Genomic DNA, 22,215 nt, shown 5'->3' with positions numbered 1-22,215 from the left:
CGGCCGCCGGCCGGCTCCCCCTCCCCCCGAGCCTCCTGACCTGAACCCGCCTTCGGACCTGCGGAGAGAATCCCCGGTGAACCCCTTCAGAGGCCGTCTGCTCAGCCGCCGCATACCCCAACGCGCCGTCGGCGCCATCGTGCTGGGCCTGAGCCTGGCCCTGGTCACCACCACGGCCGAGGCCGTGCCGCCGGCCGACCGGAACGCCGGCGGAGGCCGCCCCGGAGTCCAGGAGTCACCCGACCCCGCCGAGGGACGGGACGCCAAGGCCGCCCCACGGCCGGCGGACCCCAACGCGAAGGCCGCGGTCAGGACCCTGGACAAGGCGAACTGGCCGTCGGCCGGCAGCGCCGAGATCACCGTCGGCGCCCCGGGAAAGGCCACGGAGTCCGAAGTCGGCGGACTGCCGGTGACGGTCAGCGAGGCCGCATCGCCGGCGAGGACGAAGGACGGCGCCCGGAAGGCGGAAGGGCGGGCCGCCGCTCCGGCGAAGGTGCGCGTCACCGCCCTGGACCGCGAACGGGCCCGGGACCTGGACAGCGCCGCGGTGCTGGGGATCAGCAGGGCCGACGGCGCGGACCAGGCCGGAACGGTCGAACTCTCCGTCGACTACTCGGCGTTCGCCGAGGGCTTCGGCGGTGACTACGGAGCCCGGCTGCGCCTGGTGCGGCTCCCCGGCTGCGCCGCCACCGCCGCCCCGGGCAGCGCCGAGTGCCCCGAGCTTCCGGTACCGCTGGCCGCGGAGAACGACACGGCCGAGCGGACGGTCACGGCGCGGGTCACCGCCGAGCCCGAAGAGGCGGGCCTGTCCGCCCAGGCCGGCGAGGCGACCACGCTGATCGCCCTCGTCGCGGGGACCGAGTCCGCCAAGGGCGACTACAAGGCGACCTCGCTGTCGCCGTCGGCCAGCTGGTCGGTGGCCAACTCCTCCGGCGGTTTCTCCTGGAGCTATCCGCTCCGCACGGTGCCCACCCCGGGCGGGCTGACCCCGACGATGGGGCTCGGCTACTCCTCCCAGACGGCCGACGGACGCACCGCGGTCACCAACAACCAGGGCTCCTGGATCGGTGACGGCTTCGCCTACGAGCCCGGCTACATCGAACGCGCCTACAAGCCCTGCGCCGACGACGGTCACAAGGACTCCGCCGAGCAGTGCTGGGCGTACGACAACGCCACCATCCTGCTGGACGGCAACTCGGCCCAGCTCATCAAGGACGACAAGACCGGCAAGTGGCACATGACCGGGGAGAGCGGCGCCCGGATCGACCAGCTCACCGGCGCCACCAACGGCGACGACAACGGTGAGCACTGGAAGGTGACCACCCCCGACGGCACCGAGTACCACTTCGGCCTCGACCGGCTGCCCGGCTGGACCTCCGGCAAGGAGGAGACCGACTCCACCTGGACCGTCCCCGTCTTCGGCGACGACCCGGGCGAGCCCTGCCACGACGCCACGTTCACCAAGGCGCACTGCGACCAGGCCTGGCGGTGGAACCTCGACTACGTCAAGGACACCCACGGCAACGTCATGTCGTACTACTACGAGGCGGAGACCAACCACTACGCCCTGAACGGCAAGACGGACGTCAACGGCACCGCGTACCACCGGGGCGGCCACCTCGAGCGCATCGACTACGGCCAGCGCCACGAGCAGGTCCACACGTCCGCCGCCCCGGCCCGGGTGAAGTTCACCGTCGCCGAACGCTGCCTGCCCACCGACTCGTTCACCTGCGCCGAGGACAAGCGCACCACCGCGAACGCCGCCCACTGGCCCGATGTTCCCGTCGACCTGGAGTGCAAGGCCGGCACCCACTGCAAGGCCGGACAGGCGGCGCCCTCCTTCTGGACCACGAAACGGCTGACCGGCGTCACCACCCAGATGCGCACCGGCGCGAGCAGCTACGACGACGTCGACGCCTGGACCCTCACCCACCGCTTCCTCGACAACGGCGACGACTCCAAGACGCTGTGGCTGTCGAAGATCCAGCACGAGGGCCGGGCCGGCGACGACCACATCCAGCTGCCGACGGTCGACCTCCAGGGGGTCCAGCTGGAGAACCGGGTGGACAAGGACGGCGACAACATCGACGCCTTCCACCGCTACCGTCTGACCAGCGTCCTCAGCGAGACCGGCGCCCAGCTCGACATCACCTACGCACCCACCGAGTGCACCGCGGACACGCTGCCCCAGCCGGGTAGGTCCACCAAACGCTGCTACCCGGTGAAATGGGCACCGCCCGGCCACATCGACCCCATCACCGACTGGTTCCACAAGTACGTCGTGGCCCAGATCACCCAGACCGACCGCACCGGCGGCGGCGAGGACCTGGTCACCCGCTACGAGTACAAGGGACCGGCGGCCTGGCGGCACGCCGAACCCGACGGCATCACCCAGGAGAAGTACCTCACCTGGGGCCAGTGGCAGGGCTACGGCAAGGTCACCGTCACCGCGGGCAACGGCGAGGTGACGGAGACCCGCGTCGACTACACCTACCTCCAGGGCATGCACGGCGACAAGGACCCGGACGGCGGCACCCGTTCGGTGAAGGTCACCGACTCCACAGGCGTGGAGCACACCGACCACAGGGAGTTCGCCGGCTTCGAACTGGAGGCCGCCACCTACGACAAGGGGACGGGCGGCAAGGTCGTCTCCAAGGTCCTCACCGAACCCTGGAAGCACGACACCGCCACCCAGACCAAGTCCTGGGCCACCACCAAGGCCACCGTCGTCCAGCTGAAGACCACCCGCGGATACGAGCTGCTGTCCGACGGCACCTGGCGGAAGACGAAATCCGAGTCCACCTACGACACCGACACCACCACGGGCCGGCTGCTCAGGACCGAGGAACTCGGCGACCTCGCCACGGACGCGGACGACCGCTGCGTCCGCATGTGGTACGCCGACAATCCGGCGCTGAACATCTACGAGCTGCCCTCCCGCAGCGAGTCGGTCTCGGTCGACTGCGCCGCCACCCCCGACCGCCGTACGCAGGTCGTCGCCGACGAGCGCACCTCCTACGACGGCGGTGCCTTCGGGGCCGCGCCCACCCGGGGCGACGCCACCAGGACCGAGCGGCTGGCCTCCCACGACGGCACCAAGGGCACCTACCAGGTCACCGGCACCACCGAGTACGACGCCATCGGCCGCCCCACCCTGCAGACCGACGCGGCCGGCGCCACCACCCGCACCACGTACACCGACGCCAACGGGCTGATCTCCAGGACCAAGGTCACCAACGCGCTCGGCCACTCCACGACCACCGACCACGACCCCGCCCGGGGCCAGGCGACCGGTCAGACCGACCCCAACGGCCGGCGCACGGACCTGGCGTACGACGCGCTGGGCCGGCTGACCTCGGTCTGGCTGCCGGACCGGCGGAAGACGCAGACGCCGAGCATCAAGTACGGCTACCACGTCCGCAAGGACAAGACGGTCGCCGTCAGCACCGAGAAGATCGAGATCGGCGGCACCTACGGCATCGAGTACGAGCTCTACGACAGCCTCCTGCGTCCGCGGCAGAAGCAGACCGAAGGGCCGGACGGCTCCCGCATGGTCGCCGACACCTTCTACGACGGCACCGGGGACATCAGGAAGACCAACGCGACGTACAACGCCTCCCAGGCGCCGTCGGACGAGCTGCTGACCGTCACCAACGGCGAGGTCGGCGCGCAGACGCTGTACGAGTACGACGGTCTCAGCCGCGTCACGGCGGAGATCTTCGCGGTGGCCGGCCTGGAGAAGTGGCGCACCACCACGGTCCACGAGGGCGACCGCACCCACATCGACCCGCCCAAGGGCGGAGTCCCGGTCACCACGATCACCGACGCGGCCGGGCGGCTGACCGAGCTGCGCCACTACCAGGGCGAGAGCCCGAACCCGGACGGTGCCGAGGGCCCCGGCAACGGCTACGACGCCACCCGGTACACGTACACCCCGGCCGGCAGGACGAAGACGGTCACCGACGCCGAGGGCAACGCCTGGGCCTACGAGTACGACCAGCAGGGCCGCCAGGTGAAGACCGTCGACCCGGACACCGGCACCACCACCACGGCCTACGACGCCGCGGACCGGCCCGTCCGGAGCACCGACGCGCGCGGCACGGTCCACTCCACCGTCTACGACAAGCTGGGACGGGTCACCACCACCTGGGAGGGCGAGCCGGACACCGGCACCAAGCTCACCGAGACCAAGTACGACCGGACCGGCCGGCTGGGACACGCCTACGGTTCCTACCGGTACACCGGCGACGGGCAGTCCTTCGCCGCGGTCGTCCAGACCGTGGACGAGTTCTACCAGCCGCTGCAGACGGCCTACTCGGTGCCGTCCTCGACCGGTGACCTGGCCGGCCTCTACGTCTTCACCTCCACCTTCAACCAGGACGGCACCCTTCGGGGCATGGGCATGCCCGCGGCGGGCGGACTCGCGGCGGAGGCCTTCGAGTTCGGCTACGACGAGCTGCAGCGTCCGGTGTCGATGAAGAGCACCCTCTCCGACTACGTCACCGGCACCCGCTACTCCACCACCAGCCTGCTCCAGCAGCTCGAACTCTCCACCGGCAGCGGCAAGAAGACCTGGCAGAACTTCGACCACGAGAAGGGCACCGACCGGCTGACCCGCTCGCTGGTCAGGACCGAAGGCGCGACCGCCCCGCTGAAGGAGGCGCACTACTCCTACGACCAGGCCGGCAACGTCCGCTCCATCTCCGACACCGCGGGCGCAGCTCCGGACGTGCAGTGCTTCGCCTACGACACCGGACAGCGGCTGACCGACGCCTGGACCCCGGCGGCCACCGCCGGGCAGGCCACGGGCTCCGGCACGATCGGCGGAGGGCTGAACGGCTCGGCGCCGGCCGCGTGCGACGGTGCGCCGGGCGAGAAGGCACTGGGCGGCCCGGCGCCGTACTGGAAGTCCTACACCGTCGACGCCCTCGGCAACCGGCTCAAGGAAGTGGTCCACGACACCGGTCTGGACGCCGCCAAGGACGTCACCCGCACCTACACCTACGGCGAGAACGGCGCCGGACCGCACGCCGTCACCAAGGTCGTGGAGGAGACCCCGACCGGCGACTCCCAGTCCACCTACGCCTACGACGCCTCCGGCAACACCACCGAGCGGGTTCTGGGCGGCGACACCCAGAAGCTCGACTGGAACGCCGAGGGCCGGCTGACGAAGACGGTCGAGGCGGACGGCCGCGAGGCCACCTACGTGTACGACGCCACCGGCAACCGCGTCATGCGCGAGGACGCCACCGCCACCACGGTCTACCTGCCCGGGATGGAACTGCGCCTCCCCAAGGCGGGCGGCAAGGTGGAGGCCACCCGCTACTACTCCTTCGCCGACCAGACCGTCGCCGTCCGCACCGATGACGGCAGACTGTCCTGGCTGGCCGCCGATCACCACGGCACGGGCGAGCTGGCCATCGACGCGGTCACCGGCGCGATCACCGGACAGCGCCGCCAGGACCCCTACGGTGTGGAGCGGGGCAAGGCGACCGGCAGCTGGCCGGGGGAGAAGGGCTTCGTCGGCGGCACCCTCGACGCGCAGACCGGCCTGACGAGCATCGGGGCACGCGAGTACGACCCGAAGCTGGGCAAGTTCATCTCCGTCGACCCCGTCGTCGACTTCACCCAGCCCCAGCAGATCAACGGCTACGCCTACGCCAACAACAGCCCGGTCACCCTCTCCGACCCCTCGGGCCTGTTCGTGGGCTTCTACGGCCTCATCAAGGCGATCACCTGGGTGTTCAGCCAGATCGCCCGCGCCAGGTACGGCAACTCCTACCACGACGTGAAGGCGGCCCAGCAGAAGAAGAACAGCGCGGAGCGGCGGTACAACACCGCGAAGCAGCAGACGAAGCAGGCCGCCAAGGAGCTCGTCAAGATAGCCAAGGACGAACTGGGCATCGACGCGGCCCTGGACTGCTTCTCCAGCGGCGACCTTGGCTCATGCGGGGAGACGGCGCTGAACGTGGCGGGCTCCTTCGCCGGAGGCGTGGTGGGCAAGCTGCTGGTCAAGTACGGCGCTCCCTGGGACTGGAAGAAGGGTGCCGCGCTGGCCAAGAGGGTCTGGGGTCTCCTCGACGACCTGATCGGCGGGGCCCGACGGACGTGGAAGGACTCCGGAGCCCTCGACGAGGCCGACGACGCACTGGCGGCGGCCAAGAAGAAGGCGGAGAAGAACCGGGGCAAGGGCAAGGAAGAAGAGGCCACGAGCTGTCCGGCTGAGAAGAAACACAGTTTCCTGCCCGACACCGAGGTCCTGCTCGCCGACGGCACCAGCAAGCCGATCGAGGAGGTCGAGCTCGGTGACGAGGTCACCGTCACCGATCCGGAGACGGGTGAGACCACGGTCCGCGAGGTCGTCGGCACCATCGTCACCGAGGACGACAAGCACTTCGTCGACCTCACCGTCGCCACCGACGAGGGCGCCGCGGCCCTGATCTCCACCACGACCCACCCCTTCTGGGTCGAGTCGGAGGACCAGTGGATCGACGCCGGTGAACTCCAGCCGGGCATGACCCTCCGCACCCCGTCCGGCGACACCGCCACCCTCACCGGCCTCCGCCACTTCGAACAGCGCCAGCGCACGAACGACCTCACGGTCGCCGGCATCCATACGTACTATGTGCTGGCGGGCAAGACTCCGGTCCTCGTGCACAATGCCGGAGGGCTTTATGTACGCGGTCCGAAGGATCCTCTGAATTTCGGGAGTAATTACACCGGGCGCGTCGACAGATTCGACATCGGTGGTACGACTGACTTCGAGGTTCACGTCTACCACAAGGGTAAGGAAGTCGGGATCTTCGGCAGTGACGGATGGTTCTCGAAGCACGGAAAGAGTGCTGACGTCGATGTTCCGCGGGATGTCTACAACAACCTGAAGGGGCTAGCCGTGGGCGAATTGAGGCGAGATGGCCGTATCGGCGAAAAGGGAACCGAGAACGTGAAGGGCGACAACTGGAAGCGCCCGCGCATCACTGGCGGTGGATGCTAATGAAGTACGTTCGTGTGGAGCCATTGCAGGACCGGTACGGATACCACCTGGATCCGCAGAATTACTTGCAGGTCCTCCCTCAGCTCTCCGGTGACCTTCCGCCGGGTGCGGCGGCGTTTGCCACTCACCCTGATCACTACGACTTCCGAGGCGTTCGGTGCGTTAAGGATCTGGAGCTGAGCAAGGCAACTCTCGTCGATGACCAAGGGCAAGTTTCTCTCGAATTTGTCCTGACGCCGAACGAGTGGAAACATGAGAGCGGTCTATGCATTCGCTACTCGGACGTCCAGTCTTTCCGTGTGGACGCTGAGGAACCTGACGGCATGTTTCCTCGCCTGGGTGATCTGCAGTTGGATGAGGTGCTTCCGCATTCGTCGGGCATGTCGCACGAAATTTCCTTCACGTGCGGTTCGATTCTCGTTGTCGCTGCCGATCTCGTGGCGACGTGGGATTAGAGATTAATCCGTGACGAAATAGTGAATCCCCGAAGGGGCTATGCCCCTTCGGGGATTCACTATTTCCGATGTCCAGATCCATTCAGTCAGGTTCCCGATTTGACCCCTTCCTGGAGTCTCTGGGTGCCTTGACGGCAACGGTGACGGCAACGTCAGCGGACGGCTGCCATGGCGGGTGGGTCTTCGGGGTCTTCCTCGGTCGGGCCGAGGGCGTTGCCGAGGAGTTCCTTGATGACGACGAGGTCGACGCCTTGCTCCAGGAGCAGGGTGGCGGTCGAGTGGCGGAGGTCGTGGAAGCGGATGCGCCGGAGCCCGGCCCGGTTGAGGAAGCTGCGGAAGCGGCGGGTGAGGTTGGCGGGGTCGAGGGGCCGGCCCATCGGCGTGGTGAAGACGAGGCTGCTGTCCTGCCAGGCTGACGATGCGGTCTCGCGCTCCTTGTCCTGTCGTTCCTGGTGCTTCTTGAGGGAGTGGAGGCATTCGGTGGGGAGGGCGATTCGGCGCTCGGACGCTCGGGTCTTGGTGGGCAGATGCGTGAGACCTCCGGTGCGAGTGCGCTGGAGCGAGCGCCGGATGCTGGCTGTTCCGGTGGCGAGGTCGAGGTCTTCCCAGTGGAGGCCGAGGAGTTCGCCCTTGCGGAGGCCGGTGCGGAGGGCGAGTTCATACAGCGCGTGCAGCCGATCGCCGCAGGCCGCGTCGAGGAACTGGCGGGCCTCCGTTGCGGTAAGCGGCCGGAAGCGCCTGGGCCGGTGCCCGGTGGCCTTGACGTTCCGGGCGACGTTGCGGGGCAGCTCGTCTTCGCGGACGGCGTGTTCCAGTGCCGATTTGAGCACCGAGTGCACGTAGGTCACAGTCAAGGGCGACAGTCGCTTCTGGCAGCACTCACCAATCGCGCAGCATTGCCTCCGTTCGGTGTCGAGTCCCTGGGTGCAGCACTGGCAGGTGGTGTGGAGGCGGTCAAGGAAGGTGCGTACGTCCTTGGCGGTGAGGCGGGCGACCTTCTTGGTGCCGAGGCCGGGGATGAGGTGGAGACGGACGCAGGCGGCGTAGCGGGTGTGGGTGTTCTCGCGGAGCCGGTGGACGGCGACGCTGCCGAGCCAGTAGCTGAGGTAGTCGCCGACGGTGCTGTCGGCGGTTGCGACGGGGAGGCCGCGGTTGCTGTCGGCGATCTTCTCAGCGAGCTTGTCGGCAGCTTCCCTCCGTGTGGCGCCGTAGACGCGGACGCGTTTGCGGGTGCCGTTGGCGGCGAGGACGTAGCCGGCGGCTTCCCAGCGGCCGTCTTTTCGCTGGTAGATGGTGCCTTCGCCGTTGGCGCGGGCCTTCTTGCGCTTGGGGGCGGCCATCGGGCGGCCTCTTCCAGGTGGCGCTGGACGTAGTCAGCAAGGGCGTGGGCGGGGATGCGGCGGGCGCGGCCGATGGTCAGCGAGGCCAGGCGGCGAGTGCGCAGGAGGTCGTAGAGAGCGGAGCGGCCGATCTTGAGGCGGGCCATGGCCTCGGGGACGGTGAGGAGTTCGTCGTCACGCATCGGCTGTCACCGCCTCTGCTCGTGTCGGGCCGCCGTTGATGAGGGTGGCGAGGCGTTCGAGGTCGGGGGTGAGGCCGGTGCCGTCGTAGGCCCATTGGGTGAGGGCGAGGGTGGTCGGGGAGGGCGGAGGGGTGTGGCGGTGTTGCCAGGCGGCGCGTGCGGCCCGGAGGGCTCTCAGGGTGGTGGAGTAGGCGCGGGTCTTGGTGGAGAAGTGGCCGCGGAAGCCCAGCATGTGGGCCCACTTGCGCAGGTTCAGGTGCTTGAGGTCGTCGCGGCTGCCGAGGGCCCAGGCGGTGCGGATCATGCGGGCGGCGTGCTCGGGCACGGACTCGAACCAGAGGTCGGTGATCCTCTTCAGCCGGTGGTCGAGGGTGCCGGTGGCGGCTTCGGTGCCCTTGGTGGCGTACTTGGCGACGTATCCGGCGACCTTGCCCTCGGTGATCGTGGTCCCGGTTTGGAAGGCGGACGACCGGATGATCCTGGTGTCGATCTGCTTGCCGAAGGCGAAGGAGCGGGCGCGGCCGTTGACCTCTGGCCTGTCGATATGGGCGCGGGTGGCCGCGCTCCGGATGGCGTCGGCGAGGAGCTCGGGTACGGCCCATGCGGGTGGTGGGGTGTAGGGGCCTGCGGGGCCGTCAAGGCGGATCACAGCGTGGAAGTGGATCAGTCCGCGCTGCTGGTACTCGGCGACCTTGGCGTACGAGACCCGGACGACCCTGGAGAGCAGGCGCTGCGGGACACCGGCTGCGGCGGCGATGGTGCGGCGCAGGTGGAGCATGAAGCGGGCCCACAGGGCGGGGGCGTGGGCGTTCCACAGGACGGCGCCGGTGTAGTCGTACCGCTCGGGGTCGAGCGGGGTGCCGAGGAGCGGGTCGCCCTTGGTGTGGGTGCGCCCGCAGCGGCAGCGGGCGGAGCCGCCGGTGCGTCGCCCGTGGACGGGGCCGTACGAGGGTGCGGTGAGGGTGGCGAAGACGCGGGGGTGCGTGGCTACCTGGTCGGGGATGTTCTTGCCGCCGCGCAGGCCGGCGGCGATGAGATGGTAGGTGTCCTGGCGATAGAGCTCGGCGCAGGAGGGGCAGCGGGTAGTGCGGCGGTTGCCGCAGCGGACCAGGAGGTGCCCGGCCGGAAGTTCCTTGGACTTCAGCTCGCGCAGGATCTCGCCGGTGAAGGCGTCGATCTCGGTGCGCTGGCCTTCGAGCCGGATCGGACGGGCGCAGCCACCCAGGGAGGACAACTGCCGTACCAGGCCGAGCAGGTTCCGGTACCCGGTGAACGCGGGGAACGCTGTCGTGGCGCTTTCGGGGTGGGAGATTGTGGTGGTCGGGGTGTGCGGTGGCATGCTGGCGGGACCTCTCTGCACTGCGGCACACGCGTGCCGTGGATGGATGGGAGGGAGGCCCCGGCAGGGGCGAGGGTTTGGCGACTACACGCCCTTGCCGGGGATCACTGCAAAGCGGGACCAGGAGGCGGCGGTCACGCGGCCTTGTCCAGGTCGATGCGGTCGGGCAGGTCACGGACCTTGAGCCCTTCGGCGCACATGAGGTCGTTGATCTGCCAGCGCGCGGAAGCGGTACGGCGCGGGGCACGTGGGCAGGCCGAAGTGATCGGCTCACAGGGGAACGGGGCGCCTCGGAGTTGGGCGCGGGGGCCGGACCAGGAGATGGTCGGCAGGGCGCGGTGGTGATCACCGACGGGTGCGTGACGTTAACATCGCCTGACAGCCGCATTCAAGTGCATCCCTCCTCATTCCTTTCTTGTGGGTGGTGGGACGCGGGTAGTGTGGGGCCGGTTTTCCGGTTTGGACGGGCCGGATTTTGCTGGTATCGGGCGGGGTGAGCGGCGTGGTGGTGGGGCGGCGCGGGCGCAGGCCGGCGGGTGGCGGGGTACCGCTGACGTTTGAGGTAGTCGCTGAGACCGTGCGCGAGCGGATTCGCTCCGGTGGGCTGCGGCCGGGGGACGCGCTGCCGACGCAGGCCGTGCTGATGCGAGAGTTCGGGGCGTCGAGCCTGACTGTGCAGAAGGCCATGGCCCTGCTGAAGCAGGGCGGGTGGGCGGTCTCCCGCCCCGGCAAGGGCGCCTTCGTCGCCCACCGCGACTACCCCGACGGCGCCGATGGCCCCGACGGTCCGGAGGCAACCGCACCCGTCGGCGGGACGACGGCCCGCGTCGAGGCACTGGAACGAGCGCTGGCCGAGGCTGCTCAGCAGATCGCCGACCTTCGTGGCCGCGTCGAGGCCTTGGAGTCGGGCGTCAGCGACCGGGGCCGCTGACCCGCCGTGGCGCGTGGCCCGGGGCGTGCGTTCAGATTTTCTCTTCGAGATTTCAAGGCGGGCTCCGCCCGCTGGTGCGGGCCGCCGTCGCCGACAAGCCGCTCGGGAAGTCTGCCGCACTGCGGGCGGTGAGCCGCCCCGGCAACCGGGGGCATTCCCCAGGGCTCGAGGAACGGCAACTGGCCAGCTCAGCTGGCCGACTGGAGTCGGGCTCCTGGCAGAGCAAGTTGTCGCCCACGACCGTCCTACAGCCGGATCGCAGGCACATGGCCGACCAGGGGGCCGACCCTCACGCCCGCCCGTCGGGGGCCGACTCCTCCCGCCCCGGCCCCGCGCCGCCAGACTGGGCGACGCACCAGCCCGGCCGTACGCTGCCCCTCCCGCTCGGGCCTGATCCTGCCGAAAGAAGCCGACCCTGCACCGCCTCGGCCGGTTGCCGCTGGTTTGCGGGCGGCGCCGTGACATCAGGACGAGGAGGGGGAGTACGGGGTGTGCGACGCTGGAGTGGCTTCAGGTCGCGGCGACGGCACACGACCTGAACTACGAAGTCGCGCTCTCGCACCCCGTGCCATATATCATCGGCGATATGGACAGCGGGCGGTACTCGATCGAGATCGAGCCGGAGGTGCGGCTGTGGCTGGAGAACATTCCTGCCCATCACTACAAGCAGGCCGAACGCGTCGCCGACCTGCTCGCCGAGCAGCCCACCACCCTCGACGAACCGCACTCCCGCCACCTGGGCGGCAAGCTCCGCGAGCTGCGCTTCCGCCTGGGCGATGCCCATCAGCGGATCACCTACTGGCTGGCGCCCGGCCGACGTGTCGTGCTGCTCACCGTGTTCCGCAAGACCAAGATGCGCGAGCAGGCCGAAGTGGACCGCGCCCACGCCGCACAGCGATTGTGCGAGGCAGACCATGAAGCCGCCGCTGAGCACGACCTCTACAGCCGCAACCTCAAGGAGAACCGATGAACCACAGCGAATGGAGGACTCGTCGCCACCGCCAGCTGCTGGGCGAACACCTGGACGCTGACCCCGAGCACGACCGGGTCTACGAAGAGGCCGGCCTCGCCATGACGTTGGGCAAGGCCGTCTACGACCGGCGTAAGCAGCTGGGTCTGAGCGAGGCTGATCTCGCCGATCGCATGCACGTCGACATCGATGACATCGAAGGCATCGAGACGGCCACCGAGCTGCCGCCCATCGCGGTCATCATGCGCCTGGCCCGCGCACTGGACCTCACGGTGGACGTGCACCTCGCCGGCGGAGACGAGCCCACCGTCACCATCGTCGCCCCAGCGGCCTGAGGCGGGGAGGAACCATGCAGGACCCGCCTTCCGCGCTCGCCCGTGAGCTCGGGCAACTCGTCCACGACCGGCGCATCGAGCTCGGGCTGTCCCAGGCCGAGCTGGCCGAGCGGTGCGGGATGAAGCAGCCGCAGATCTCCCGCTTCGAAGGCGGCGGGACCGTGCCCACGCTTCCCCTCCTGCGCCGCCTGGCTCAGGCTCTCGGCGCCGACCTGACCATCAGCCTCACCCCGCACGAAAAAGCCGCTTGACACGCATTCGAAATTCCTGGAATTCCCCTTTCGGTGTAGACCACTGACGGCAGTAGTGACGGCAACACCAGCAGACTCCAGCGCACGAGCACGAACATCCGGCGACTGTCAAACCGCCCGCTGACCAGCAAACTTGCAGGTAGGAGCGGCCTGGCCTGCACACGTACTATGTGCTCGCAGGCGATACGCCAATTCTGGTTCACAATAGCGGCGGGCTAGGCTCGGGGCAGATACACCTCTGGCGCGGCGTTGCTGCTAATGAACTCGCGGATATATCGGCAAATCGGACTTGGAATAGCCCGCAGGGCGTCAAGTATTTCTCCTTTACGGAAAAGGGTGCTGCCGAGTATTCCCGCAGGGCCTACGCTGCCTATCCAAAAGAAGGTCCGTATACCATGATTCGTACCACGGTCAACGTTGCGGATCTACCTGAGGGGGCCCGCATGGCGTACACTGCCGATGTGATTGATGGCGGAGTTGCTCTCAATAATAGCGAATTGAAGATCCTTGGGAGGCCTTCAATCATGACCGGTATGAGCTGCTGATGAGGTACGTAGTCGCGGCATCTACCGAGCGAATCATAGAGGCGTGCCGGGAAGCTTTGTGCGGGCTGCCGGGAGTTGAGTTCCGGGTTGGATCGGTACCTGAAACCGGAGCAGACTGTGACGCTGCGATTTTGAGCTTTCCGCTTGCTCATGAACGCTATGGCGGAACGCCGCAAATTGGGGTAGCGCAGGCACTGGTGAACACGCGAGGGGATGGCGCGCCACGCATCATTATGGCAACTCCTCCCGCTCCTCCACAAACTTCGGCGACTAGTGGTAGAGATTCCGAGATCGAAAGGCACGTATTCCATGTCCTGGACTCGTGCGTGGCTGAGTTTTTGAATACTTTTCCCGAGCGTGGGGGAAGCTCGAAAATTCTCGTCCACCTGGAGGCGGCTGGAATTGATCGCAAGGACCTCGCTGCACCTCTGAAGGGGGTTCTAAAATTCATGTCGCAGGCGCGCCCGCTATAGGCGAATAAGGTGCCAGAGGCCCCACCGGAACCCTTCCGATGGGGCCTCTTGAGTATCTTGGCGGCAACGGTTGACGGCAACGTCAGCGGACGATTGCTGCGCGAGGCGGCGGATCGGCGCCATCGTCGGGCTGACTTGCCGTCTCGGTGAGAGTGCGGAGGGCGTTGCTGAGGAGGTCGATGACGTCGCGTTGGAGGCGGAGTCGGACGTGGGCGTAGACGGTGGCGGTGACGCCGATGTGGGCGTGGCCGAGGAGTTCCTTGATGACGACGAGTTCGACGCCATGTTCCAGGAGGAGTGTTGCCGCCGAGTGCCGGAGGTCGTGGAACCGGATGCGGCGGAGCCTGGCACGGCGGAGCAGGGCAGTGAAGTGCCGGGTGAGGGTGGCCCCTTCGATCGGGGCACCGTCGGGCCGGGTGAAGACGTAGCCGCTGTCCTTCCAGCCCGCGCCCGCCGCTTCACGTTCCTGGAGCTGTCGGGTGCGGTGCTGTTTGAGAGAGCGCAAGCACGGCGTTGGCAGGGCGATTCGCCGCTCCGAGTTCTGCGTCTTGGTCGGCAGTGCGGTCAGGCCGCCGGAGTTGGTGCGCTGGATGGTACGGCGAATGCTGGCGGTTCCTCCGGCGAGGTCAGGGTCTTCCCATCGCAGGCCGAGGAGTTCGCCCTTGCGGAGCCCGGTGCCCAGGGGGCCGACCCTCACGTGCGTCGCACCGGGCTCACCGAGGGCGGTGGCCGGCCCCGCCTGCGGCGGGCAGCACTGCTCCCGGCGGTCGGCCCTCTCGGCAGACCCTCCCGGCCCGGCCTCCGCGCCGCCATCCCGACGCCCGAAGGGTGCCCTCCCCGGCAGATTCGCATCCGCGTAGGCCACGGCCAGCCAGGACAGGTACAGCGCCAACCGGTCACCGACTACGCCACTGGCGAGCCGGGAGCCCTCCTATGAACACCGACCACCCCGGGGCGTCGGACGGACGGCTGTTCGGGCGGCGGTACGGTCGGGTGAAAGCCCGGTGTCCCCGGGAGTTCCGCCCCGTATGCTGAGTTCTGTCAGCCCGCAGCATGCCCCGGTGGAGGTCCCTATGAGCACACCCGACGCGGACTACCCCGCCTACCTGCCGATCAGACCCCGCCTGTCGGTCGAGGAACTCCTTGCTGCCAAGAACACCCAGCCGATCCGCTCCCTGGACGACCTCACCGCCGACACTTTCGAGTCGGATGAGGAGCTGGAGGAGTTCCTGGCCTTCACGTACGCCGAGCGCCACCGCGACGTGGCCTGAGCCGCCGCCGTGCAGCCCGTCATCCTCGACACCGACGTTGCCTCGCTGACCCACAAGCGCAAGCTCACCGGTCCGCTGGCCACCCGCCTGATCGGCCGGAAGCCACTGATCACCTTCGTCACCTTCGGCGAGCTGACCAAGTGGACCGAGATCCGGCACGGGGGCACCCGCAGCCGCCAGGAACTGGCCGACTGGCTCTCTGGCATCCCGATTCTCCCGGGCGACGAACCCGTCGCGGCGATGTAGGGCCGGCTGTCGGCCGCGGGCATCCAGCGCGGACGCCCCCGGCCGATCAACGACATGTGGATCGCCGCGTGCTGCCTGACCTATGACCTGCCGCTGGCCACGCTCAACCTCAAGGACTACGAGGACTTCAGGATCCACCACGGCCTGCGCATCCTCGGCACCGAATAGCTCGCCAGCGCGACGTCGGCCTTCTAGTCCTCTGACGGCAGCGGTGACGGCAACAACCACGGACATCAGCGCACAATCGCGGACCCCGACCCCTGCCGGTGTTGAGGTGGAGGAAAACCCACCTCGGCCAAGACGCTGACCTCGATTCGTCAGTGGTGAGTTCGCGCTGATGAACCTGGCGGCCCGCCCGGAATGTTCCCGTGGAGGTGGGAGAAGGGCCGCCAGCTGATCAAGAAGGTCTGGGGGTCTCCTCGATGACCTGATCGGCGGGGCCCGACGGACGTGGAAGGAGTCCAAGGCCCTCGACGAGGCCGACGACGCACTGGCGGCGGCCAAGAAGAAGGCGGAGAAGAACCGGGGCAAGGGCAAGGAGGAGCCCGCCAGCTGCCCGGCCAGAAAACACAGCTTCCTGCCCGGCACCGGGGTCCTTCCCGCCGACGGCACCACCAAGCCGATCGAGGAGGTCGAGCTCGGTGACGAGGTCACCGTCACCGATCCTGAGACGGGTGAGACCACGGTCCGCGAGGTCGTGCGCGTCGTTGTGCGGAACAAACGGATCGTGACAGCGTTCCCGATCAAGATGGGTGGTCCTGGGATCCCGTGATCGTAGCCCGTTACTCGCTCTCCGACGACCCTGCCCTTCTGCGGGAACAGCGGCGTGTCAATCTCGAGAAGGCCGATCTCGTGGACCTGTGCTATTCGTGCTTCGGCGGTGATCTCACCCTCACGTCGGACGGCCTTGACCTGAGCATTGTCACGGGCGGCGGAGTACAGATCCTCGACTTCGCTGTCGAGTTCTTCTCGGCGGGCCGTGCGGTGGCGTCGGGAGAGGGGGCCCGTATCTGCTTCGCGGGCATGGCCGACGAGATCTACGCGACGCCCGACGGGGATCGCGTGAAGGTCAGCTGCAATTACGCGGAGGGCTCCTCCGTGATCCCTCGGAAGGATTTCATCGCGGCCGGGCGTGCTTTCCTGACGAAGGTGCTCGCCGATCTCGTGGTCAGGTATCCCGAGCTCAGGAGGAACCGGGACATCAAGAAGGCTGGGTCCTGGGTGGGTCTGGCCCTCTGACCGTCGGTCGCCGCCGGCGCCCGAGGCGCGGTGGAGGCTCCTGGCAGGTGGAGCAATAGCTCTTACGCGTCGGCTGGATCGAATGATGCGGAAATGATGGCGAATGATTCGAACGTCCGTGGTGCTCGGGGGCCTTCGTCAGAAGGGGCCGCGGGGTTACGATCGCGCCCATGACTTCCCCGCAGCCCGCTGAAACCCGGACGCAAGGGCGCAGCGCCCAGACCGCGACGCTCGCCGAGATCGCGCGTGAGGCCGGCGTCTCCGCGCCGACTGTTTCGAAGGTCCTCAACGGGCGGGCGGATGTCGCTCCCGGCACCCGCAGCCGGGTCGAGGGGCTGCTGCGCGCCCACGGTTACCGGCGCCGGCGGGCGGAGGCGACCCGCTCGCCGCTGATCGACCTGGTCTTCCACGAGCTGGAGAGCGCCTGGGCGATGGAGGTCATCCGGGGCGTGGAGAACGTGGCCAGGGACGCCGGGCTGAGCGTGGTGCTCTCCGAGAGCGCGGGCCGGCTCACGCCCGGCCGTTCCTGGGCCGACCAGGTGGCCGCCCGCCGCCCGCACGGCGTGATCCTCGTACTGTCCGGCCTCGACGAGTCCGGGCGGGCCCTGCTGACCAGCCGCTCCATCCCGTTCGTGGTGATGGACCCGGCCGGCGACCCCGGCACCGACGTGCCCTCCATCGGCGCCACCAACTGGCAGGGCGGACTCGCCGCCACCCGGCACCTCGTCGAGCTGGGTCACACCAGGATCGGCGCGATCAGCGGCCCGTCGCGGATGATGTGCAGCCGTGCCCGCGTGGACGGCTACCGGGCCGCGCTGGAGACGGCGGGGCTGCCGGTGGACCCGGGGCTGATCGTCGCGGGGGACTTCCACCACGACGCCGGCTACCGGCAGGGCCTCGCCCTGCTGCGCCGCGAGGACCGGCCCACCGCGATCTTCACCGGCAACGACCTCCAGGCGCTCGGCCTGTACGAGGCCGCGCGCGAGCTGGGACTGCGGATCCCGGAGGACCTGAGCGTGGTCGGCTTCGACGACCTGCCGGTGGCCCGCTGGGTGGGGCCGCCGCTGACGACCGTGCGGCAGCCGCTGACGGAGATGGCGGAGGCGGCGGCCAAGCTGGTCCTCGACCTCGGCAAGGGGGAGGACTCCGCGACGGCGACCCGGGTGGAGCTGGCGACGAGCCTGGTGGTGCGGAGCAGCACGGCGGCGCCGGGCGGGGCGTGAACGGGGGCGGCGGTGCCGTGTCGGGCGGGTGCCGCTTCGAAAGTTTCGAGTGGTGGGAAGTCTGAGAATTTCCCAAGAAAAATGTCCGGGAGTCGCCGCCCGTCATAATTCGGACTTATGTTCCTGTTCGTGACGGGACATCAGGGGAGCGACGGCACCGGGGACACCGAGGACGCCGGGAGTGACGGCGGCGGGGGCATACGGACCGGCCGGCGGGCCCGGGTACTGAAGATCACGGGACTCTCGCTGGCGGGCCTGCTTCTGCTCGGCGCCGGAGCGGCCGGCTGGGTGTACTGGCAGCTCGACGGCAACATCAGCAGCGTCGACATCAACAGCGCCCTGGGGGACGACCGCCCCGCCAGGCCGCTGAGCACCCCGTCCGCCGGCGAGCCGCTGCCGACCGGGCCCCTGAACGTTTTGGTGCTCGGCTCGGACTCGCGCAGCGGCGGGGAGAACCGGGAGCTCGGCGGGGGCGAGGACGGCGGCGCACGCTCCGACACCGCCATGGTCGTCCACCTCGACGCCGGACGGACCGCCGCGACGGTGGTCAGCATCCCGCGCGACACCCTCGTCGACCGGCCCTCCTGCCCCCTGTCCGACGGGGAGTCGACGCGGCCCGCGTCCGGTGTCATGTTCAACAGCGCGTACGAGGTGGGCGGGCCGGTGTGCGCGGTGAAGACCGTCGAAGCGCTCACGGACGTGCGGATGGACCACTACATCGAGATCGACTTCGCCGGTTTCGCCCGCCTGGTCGACGCGCTCGGCGGGGTCACCGTCACCACGGCGGAGGACATCGACGACGACCGCAGCCACCTCACCCTGGAGGCCGGCACCCACCATCTCGACGGCACCGACGCCCTCGCCCTGGCCCGGACCCGCTACGACGTCGGCGACGGCAGCGACCTCGGCCGGATCGAGCTCCAGCAGCAGCTCGTCAAGGCGCTGCTGGAGCAGGTGGCGCGGCAGAACCTGCTGACCAGCCCCGCCAGGCTGTACGAGGTCGCCGACGCCGCCACCGCCGGCCTCACCGCCGACACCCGACTGGACTCGCTCGGTGAGCTCACCCGCTTCGGACAGAGCCTGAGGGGACTGACCTCCGCCGGCGTCACCACGGTGACCATGCCGGTGGTGCCCGCCCCCTGGGACCGCAACCGCGTGGTGGCGGACGAACCGGAGGCGGGGGAGCTGTGGGCCTCGCTGAGGTGAGCGACCGGACCACGCCCCGTCGCGCGGACCGGATCCTGACTACCTCACCGGGTGCCCCAGCAGCATGGTCGGGGCGCCGTCGACGCGGGTCAGGAAGACGGTGACGGACGCGCGGCCGTGCGGCTTGGGCAGGACCTTGCGGCGGAGTTCCTCGGGTTCGACGGCCGAACCGCGCTTCTTGACGGTCAGTGTGCCCACCTGACGCTCCCGCAGCAGCGCCTTCAGCTTCTTGACGTTGAAGGGGAGCCGGTCGGTGATCTCGTAGGCGGTGGCGTACGGCGTCGGGCGGTGCTCGTCGGCGGTGATGTACGCGATGGTCGCGTCGAGGAGCCCGCCGTCGACCTCCTCGGCGACCTCGGCGACGAGATGGGCCCGGATGACGGCGCCGTCGGGCTCGTACAGGTACCGGCCGGGCGGGCGCACGGCCGGGTCGGGCAGTCCCCGGGAGGGGAGGGTGCGCGGCCCGGGGAGCAGGGTCGCGCGGACCGGGGCCGCCTGCCCGGCGCCGAACCACAGCACCGCCTCCTTCACGTCCCCGCCGTCCGAGATCCACTCGGCCTCCGCGTCGGCGGGCACGGCCTCGTGCGGGATGCCCGGCGCCACCTTCAGCGCGGCGGCGCGGGAAGCCGTACGGGCTGCCTCGACCGCCCAGGACAACGGGGGCGAGTACGCCTCGGGGTCGAAGATGCGGCCCCGGCCGCCGCGCCGGGCCGGGTCCACGAACACGGCGTCGTATCCGGTCGTGTCCACCTCCGTCACGTCCGCCTCACGCACCTCGATCAGGCCGGCCAGCCCCAGCGCGTCGGCGTTGGCCCGCGCGGCCGCCGCGGTGAGCGGGTCCCGGTCCACCGCCAGCACCCGGATCCCGGCGCGGGCCAGCGCGATCGCGTCCCCGCCGATCCCGCAGCACAGGTCGGCCACGGAGGTCACGCCGAGCTCCCCGAACCGCTCCGCCCGGTACGCCGCCACGCTCGCCCGCGTCGACTGCTCGACCCCGTTGGGCGTGAAGAACATCCGCCGCGCGTCCTCGGCCCCGAACTTCGCCTCCGCCCGTTGCCGCAGCCGCGCCTGGCCGAGCGCGGCCGACACCAGGTCGGCGGGGTGCTCACGGCGCAGCCGGGTGGCGACGGCGAGTTCGTGCGCCGGGTCGGTGTCGCGCACCTCGTCGAGGAGGGCGCGGCCGTCGGGGGTGAGGAGCGGGGCGAGGTCGTTCACCGGGTCATTGTGGGCCAGTCGGTGGACCGTACGCCTCCGGCCGCGGTGTCGGGCCGGGTCCGGACCGTCCGGCTGCGAGGATCCGGCCCCATGCGAGCAGTAGGACAAAATGACAAATACCGGCCGCGGCGTGGCGTACGGACCTGCCTCGCCGTACTCGCTCTCGCCACCATCGCCTCGGCCTGCGGACAGGGCGGCGGCGACACGGTGGAACCGGCCCCCGGCCAGCAGCCCCTCCAGGCGCCCCCGGCCCGCGCGCTCGACTCCTACGCCACCAAGCTGCGTGCCGCGCACGCCGCGCGGGTCGCCGCCGCGAAACGCTGGGGCCTGAAGAAGGTGCCCCTGACGGCCCCGCCGGCCCCGGCGAAGAAGCCGGCGATCACCACCCGGGACGGCTTCGAGGTCGACGGCCACCGCCGGCTGGGGCTCCCCCCGGTCTTCACCACCGTCCCCACGAAGGAGCGGATCGTCTTCCTCACCATCGACGACGGCGAGGAGAAGGACCCCGCCTTCCTGCGGATGATGAGCGAGCTGAAGATCCCGTACACGGCCTTCCTCAGCGACTACCTCGTCAAGGAGGACTACGGCTACTTCGAGCAGATGCGGGACCGGGGCGCCGGCCTGCACAACCACACCCTCCACCACCCCTATCTGCCGGCCCTGTCGTACGCCCGCCAGAAGCGCGAGATCTGCGGCATGCAGAAGATCATGGAGGAGCGCTACGGCGAGCGCCCCGCCCTCTTCCGCCCGCCCTACGGCAACTACGACAAGAACACCCTGCGCGCCGCGAAGACCTGCGGCATCACCCACGTCCCCCTCTGGAACGAGGAGGTCTTCGCCGACCGCTGGGACTACCGCGAGTGGGACCGCTCGCTGCACCCCGGCGACATCGTCCTCAGCCACTTCCGGGGCCGCGACGACTGGAAGGGCACCATGCCGGACATGATCCGCCGCTTCCTGAACAAGGTCACGGCGGAGGGGTACGCGGTCGCCCGCCTGGAGGACTACCTGTGAGGGTGCGGCTCCTGGCGGGCGCCGGCGCCCTGCTGGCCGTGATCGCCGCATGCGGTCCGTCCGGCGGCACGGGGGACGGGGCCGGGGGCAGCGCCGAGAGCGGGGCGGGTCGTGCGCCCGGAGCGGGCCCGGCGCCGGGGACCGGCGCCCTCCCGCCCGTCGTCGACCACGTCCCCACCCGCGACGGGGTCGTCTTCCTCACCTACGACGACGGCGCCGAACGCGACCCCCGCTTCATCGACCTGGTGCGCGAACGCGGGCTCCCCGTCAGCATGTTCCTGACGGACAGTGTGGTGGGCCCCGGCTACGCCCACTTCGCCCGCCTGCGCGCCGTCGGCGCGAGCCTGCAGAACCACACCCTCGACCACCCCGCCCTGCGCGGCCTGCCCTACGCCGGCCAGCGCGCCGAGATCTGCGGCCAGCAGCGCAAGCTCACCTCCCGCTTCGGCATCCGCCCCCGCCTCTTCCGCCCGCCCTACGGCACGTACGACACCACCACCCTGCGCGCCGCCGCCGACTGCGGCATCGAGGCGGTGGTCCTGTGGCGGGTCACCCTGGAACCCGACGGCCACCTCACCTACACCCACGGCCCCCACCACCTGAACCCCGGCGACATCGTCTCCGTACCGTCGGGCGAAGCCCCGTCCCTGTCCCTGGCGGAACGGACGGAGCGGCTGCTGGAACAGCTGACGGAGCGCGGACTGAGGGTGGGAAAGCTGGAGCACTACACGGGACGCGCCGCCCCGTCGGCGGTGCCTGGTGGGTGAGGCCCGGCTTCCGCCCCGTCGGCGGTGCCCGGCGAGCACCGCTCACCCTCCAGCCCGTCCGGCGTTTGAGGACGAGGCCCGTCCAGGGCCGAAGCGGGGGCCTGGGGGCGGCAGCCCCCAGAGACGGTCACCGCACCACCGCGAGCCGCACAACCCGGTGCGAAACAACACCCCCCACCCCCGACGCGCCGCACGGCAATTGGCACTCCGCTTGACCGA

16 protein-coding genes and 3 pseudogenes are annotated in these 22,215 nt (G+C 69.6%); 14 read left to right on the top strand and 5 right to left on the bottom strand.

Translation table 11 applies throughout. The features are described 5' to 3' along the window. Window positions 1–76: 76 nt before the first annotated feature. Together ACZ6A9_RS02990 and ACZ6A9_RS02985 are read left to right on the top strand one after the other, a co-directional pair. Complete coding sequence (locus tag ACZ6A9_RS02990) at window positions 77–6,994, top strand: RHS repeat-associated core domain-containing protein (protein ID WP_468977071.1); 6,918 nt, start codon at window positions 77–79, stop codon at window positions 6,992–6,994. After that, window positions 6,994–7,449 carry a hypothetical protein gene (locus ACZ6A9_RS02985; protein WP_093545256.1) on the top strand — a complete coding sequence of 152 codons (456 nt, stop codon included), beginning with the start codon at window positions 6,994–6,996 and terminating at the stop codon, window positions 7,447–7,449. The genes ACZ6A9_RS02990 and ACZ6A9_RS02985 overlap by 1 nt, the downstream gene beginning before the upstream one ends. A 152-nt stretch (window positions 7,450–7,601) precedes the next feature. Here the strand turns inward: ACZ6A9_RS02985 and ACZ6A9_RS02980 are convergent, their stop codons facing one another. From ACZ6A9_RS02980 to ACZ6A9_RS02970, 3 genes and pseudogenes are all read right to left on the bottom strand, one after another. After that, window positions 7,602–8,789 carry a site-specific integrase gene (locus ACZ6A9_RS02980; RefSeq protein WP_468977069.1) on the bottom strand — a complete coding sequence of 396 codons (1,188 nt, stop codon included), beginning with the start codon at window positions 8,787–8,789 and terminating at the stop codon, window positions 7,602–7,604. A 2-nt stretch (window positions 8,790–8,791) separates the two neighbouring features. Then, window positions 8,792–8,971: pseudogene (locus ACZ6A9_RS02975) on the bottom strand (helix-turn-helix domain-containing protein); the annotation flags it as partial. After that, window positions 8,964–10,310: a replication initiator gene (locus ACZ6A9_RS02970; protein ID WP_468977066.1), complete on the bottom strand. Its 1,347-nt coding sequence runs from the start codon at window positions 10,308–10,310 to the stop codon at window positions 8,964–8,966. The pseudogene ACZ6A9_RS02975 and the gene ACZ6A9_RS02970, both read right to left, overlap by 8 nt. A 493-nt stretch (window positions 10,311–10,803) precedes the next feature. Here ACZ6A9_RS02970 and ACZ6A9_RS02965 point away from each other — a divergent pair, with 493 nt between their 5' ends. The 5 genes and pseudogenes from ACZ6A9_RS02965 to ACZ6A9_RS02945 all read left to right on the top strand — a co-directional run bounded on the left by ACZ6A9_RS02965 (window position 10,804) and on the right by ACZ6A9_RS02945 (window position 13,342). Beyond that, window positions 10,804–11,241, top strand: a complete 438-nt coding sequence (locus ACZ6A9_RS02965) for a winged helix-turn-helix domain-containing protein (RefSeq protein WP_468977064.1) — start codon at window positions 10,804–10,806, stop codon at window positions 11,239–11,241. A 586-nt stretch (window positions 11,242–11,827) separates the two neighbouring features. After that, window positions 11,828–12,211 (top strand): type II toxin-antitoxin system RelE/ParE family toxin, encoded by a 384-nt coding sequence (locus ACZ6A9_RS02960; RefSeq protein WP_468977061.1) that lies wholly within the window; start codon window positions 11,828–11,830, stop codon window positions 12,209–12,211. Then, on the top strand, window positions 12,208–12,546 hold the full coding sequence (locus ACZ6A9_RS02955) for a helix-turn-helix domain-containing protein (protein WP_468977057.1): 339 nt from the start codon (window positions 12,208–12,210) through the stop codon (window positions 12,544–12,546). Before ACZ6A9_RS02960 ends, ACZ6A9_RS02955 begins: the two co-directional genes overlap by 4 nt. Before the next feature lie 35 nt (window positions 12,547–12,581). Further along, a pseudogene (locus tag ACZ6A9_RS02950) lies at window positions 12,582–12,797 on the top strand (helix-turn-helix domain-containing protein); the annotation flags it as partial. Window positions 12,798–12,967: 170 nt separating this feature from the next. Next, complete coding sequence (locus ACZ6A9_RS02945; protein WP_468977056.1) at window positions 12,968–13,342, top strand: hypothetical protein; 375 nt, start codon at window positions 12,968–12,970, stop codon at window positions 13,340–13,342. A 555-nt stretch (window positions 13,343–13,897) separates the two neighbouring features. Here ACZ6A9_RS02945 and ACZ6A9_RS02940 read toward each other — a convergent pair. Then, window positions 13,898–14,497: pseudogene (locus tag ACZ6A9_RS02940) on the bottom strand (site-specific integrase); the annotation flags it as partial. A 391-nt stretch (window positions 14,498–14,888) separates the two neighbouring features. On the opposite strand from ACZ6A9_RS02940, the gene ACZ6A9_RS02935 reads away from it, so the two are divergent. The 5 genes from ACZ6A9_RS02935 to ACZ6A9_RS02915 all read left to right on the top strand — a co-directional run bounded on the left by ACZ6A9_RS02935 (window position 14,889) and on the right by ACZ6A9_RS02915 (window position 19,000). Further along, window positions 14,889–15,086 carry a hypothetical protein gene (locus ACZ6A9_RS02935; RefSeq protein WP_468977054.1) on the top strand — a complete coding sequence of 66 codons (198 nt, stop codon included), beginning with the start codon at window positions 14,889–14,891 and terminating at the stop codon, window positions 15,084–15,086. 9 nt (window positions 15,087–15,095) lie between these two features. Next, entirely contained in the window at window positions 15,096–15,332 is a 237-nt protein-coding gene (locus tag ACZ6A9_RS02930; RefSeq protein WP_468977052.1) for a PIN domain-containing protein, read from the top strand. A gap of 768 nt (window positions 15,333–16,100) precedes the next feature. Next, window positions 16,101–16,571 carry a hypothetical protein gene (locus ACZ6A9_RS02925; RefSeq protein ID WP_468977050.1) on the top strand — a complete coding sequence of 157 codons (471 nt, stop codon included), beginning with the start codon at window positions 16,101–16,103 and terminating at the stop codon, window positions 16,569–16,571. A gap of 170 nt (window positions 16,572–16,741) precedes the next feature. Beyond that, window positions 16,742–17,794 (top strand): LacI family DNA-binding transcriptional regulator, encoded by a 1,053-nt coding sequence (locus tag ACZ6A9_RS02920; RefSeq protein ID WP_189558391.1) that lies wholly within the window; start codon window positions 16,742–16,744, stop codon window positions 17,792–17,794. Between the two features lie 117 nt (window positions 17,795–17,911). Continuing rightward, window positions 17,912–19,000: an LCP family protein gene (locus tag ACZ6A9_RS02915; RefSeq protein ID WP_468977046.1), complete on the top strand. Its 1,089-nt coding sequence runs from the start codon at window positions 17,912–17,914 to the stop codon at window positions 18,998–19,000. Window positions 19,001–19,039: 39 nt separating this feature from the next. Here the strand turns inward: ACZ6A9_RS02915 and ACZ6A9_RS02910 are convergent, their stop codons facing one another. Then, the gene (locus ACZ6A9_RS02910; RefSeq protein ID WP_468977039.1) at window positions 19,040–20,215 is read right to left on the bottom strand and encodes a THUMP-like domain-containing protein; all 1,176 of its coding nucleotides are present in this window, start codon (window positions 20,213–20,215) and stop codon (window positions 19,040–19,042) included. Between the two features lie 90 nt (window positions 20,216–20,305). Between ACZ6A9_RS02910 and ACZ6A9_RS02905 the strand changes: the two genes are divergently transcribed. Further along, window positions 20,306–21,229, top strand: coding sequence for a polysaccharide deacetylase family protein (locus tag ACZ6A9_RS02905; protein ID WP_468977036.1), 924 nt, complete (start codon window positions 20,306–20,308; stop codon window positions 21,227–21,229). Further along, window positions 21,226–21,996, top strand: coding sequence for a polysaccharide deacetylase family protein (locus tag ACZ6A9_RS02900; protein WP_468977033.1), 771 nt, complete (start codon window positions 21,226–21,228; stop codon window positions 21,994–21,996). Before ACZ6A9_RS02905 ends, ACZ6A9_RS02900 begins: the two co-directional genes overlap by 4 nt. Window positions 21,997–22,215: the final 219 nt, after the last annotated feature.

It is taken from the genome of Streptomyces sp. NPDC041124, from assembly GCF_055592385.1.
The sequence above is the reverse complement of the archived record's forward strand: the minus strand, read 5'-3'. Positions and strand labels throughout refer to the sequence as shown.

Bases quoted from the DNA above. Each gene is read 5' to 3' on its own strand.
- ACZ6A9_RS02970 (WP_468977066.1), bottom strand. From the start codon at position 10,310: ATGCCACCGCACACCCCGACCACCACAATCTCCCACCCCGAAAGCGCC.
- ACZ6A9_RS02915 (WP_468977046.1), top strand. From the start codon at position 17,912: ATGTTCCTGTTCGTGACGGGACATCAGGGGAGCGACGGCACCGGGGAC.
- ACZ6A9_RS02960 (WP_468977061.1), top strand. From the start codon at position 11,828: ATGGACAGCGGGCGGTACTCGATCGAGATCGAGCCGGAGGTGCGGCTG.
- ACZ6A9_RS02955 (WP_468977057.1), top strand. From the start codon at position 12,208: ATGAACCACAGCGAATGGAGGACTCGTCGCCACCGCCAGCTGCTGGGC.
- ACZ6A9_RS02985 (WP_093545256.1), top strand. From the start codon at position 6,994: ATGAAGTACGTTCGTGTGGAGCCATTGCAGGACCGGTACGGATACCAC.
- ACZ6A9_RS02905 (WP_468977036.1), top strand. From the start codon at position 20,306: ATGCGAGCAGTAGGACAAAATGACAAATACCGGCCGCGGCGTGGCGTA.
- ACZ6A9_RS02920 (WP_189558391.1), top strand. From the start codon at position 16,742: ATGACTTCCCCGCAGCCCGCTGAAACCCGGACGCAAGGGCGCAGCGCC.
- ACZ6A9_RS02980 (WP_468977069.1), bottom strand. From the start codon at position 8,789: ATGGCCGCCCCCAAGCGCAAGAAGGCCCGCGCCAACGGCGAAGGCACC.
- ACZ6A9_RS02935 (WP_468977054.1), top strand. From the start codon at position 14,889: ATGAGCACACCCGACGCGGACTACCCCGCCTACCTGCCGATCAGACCC.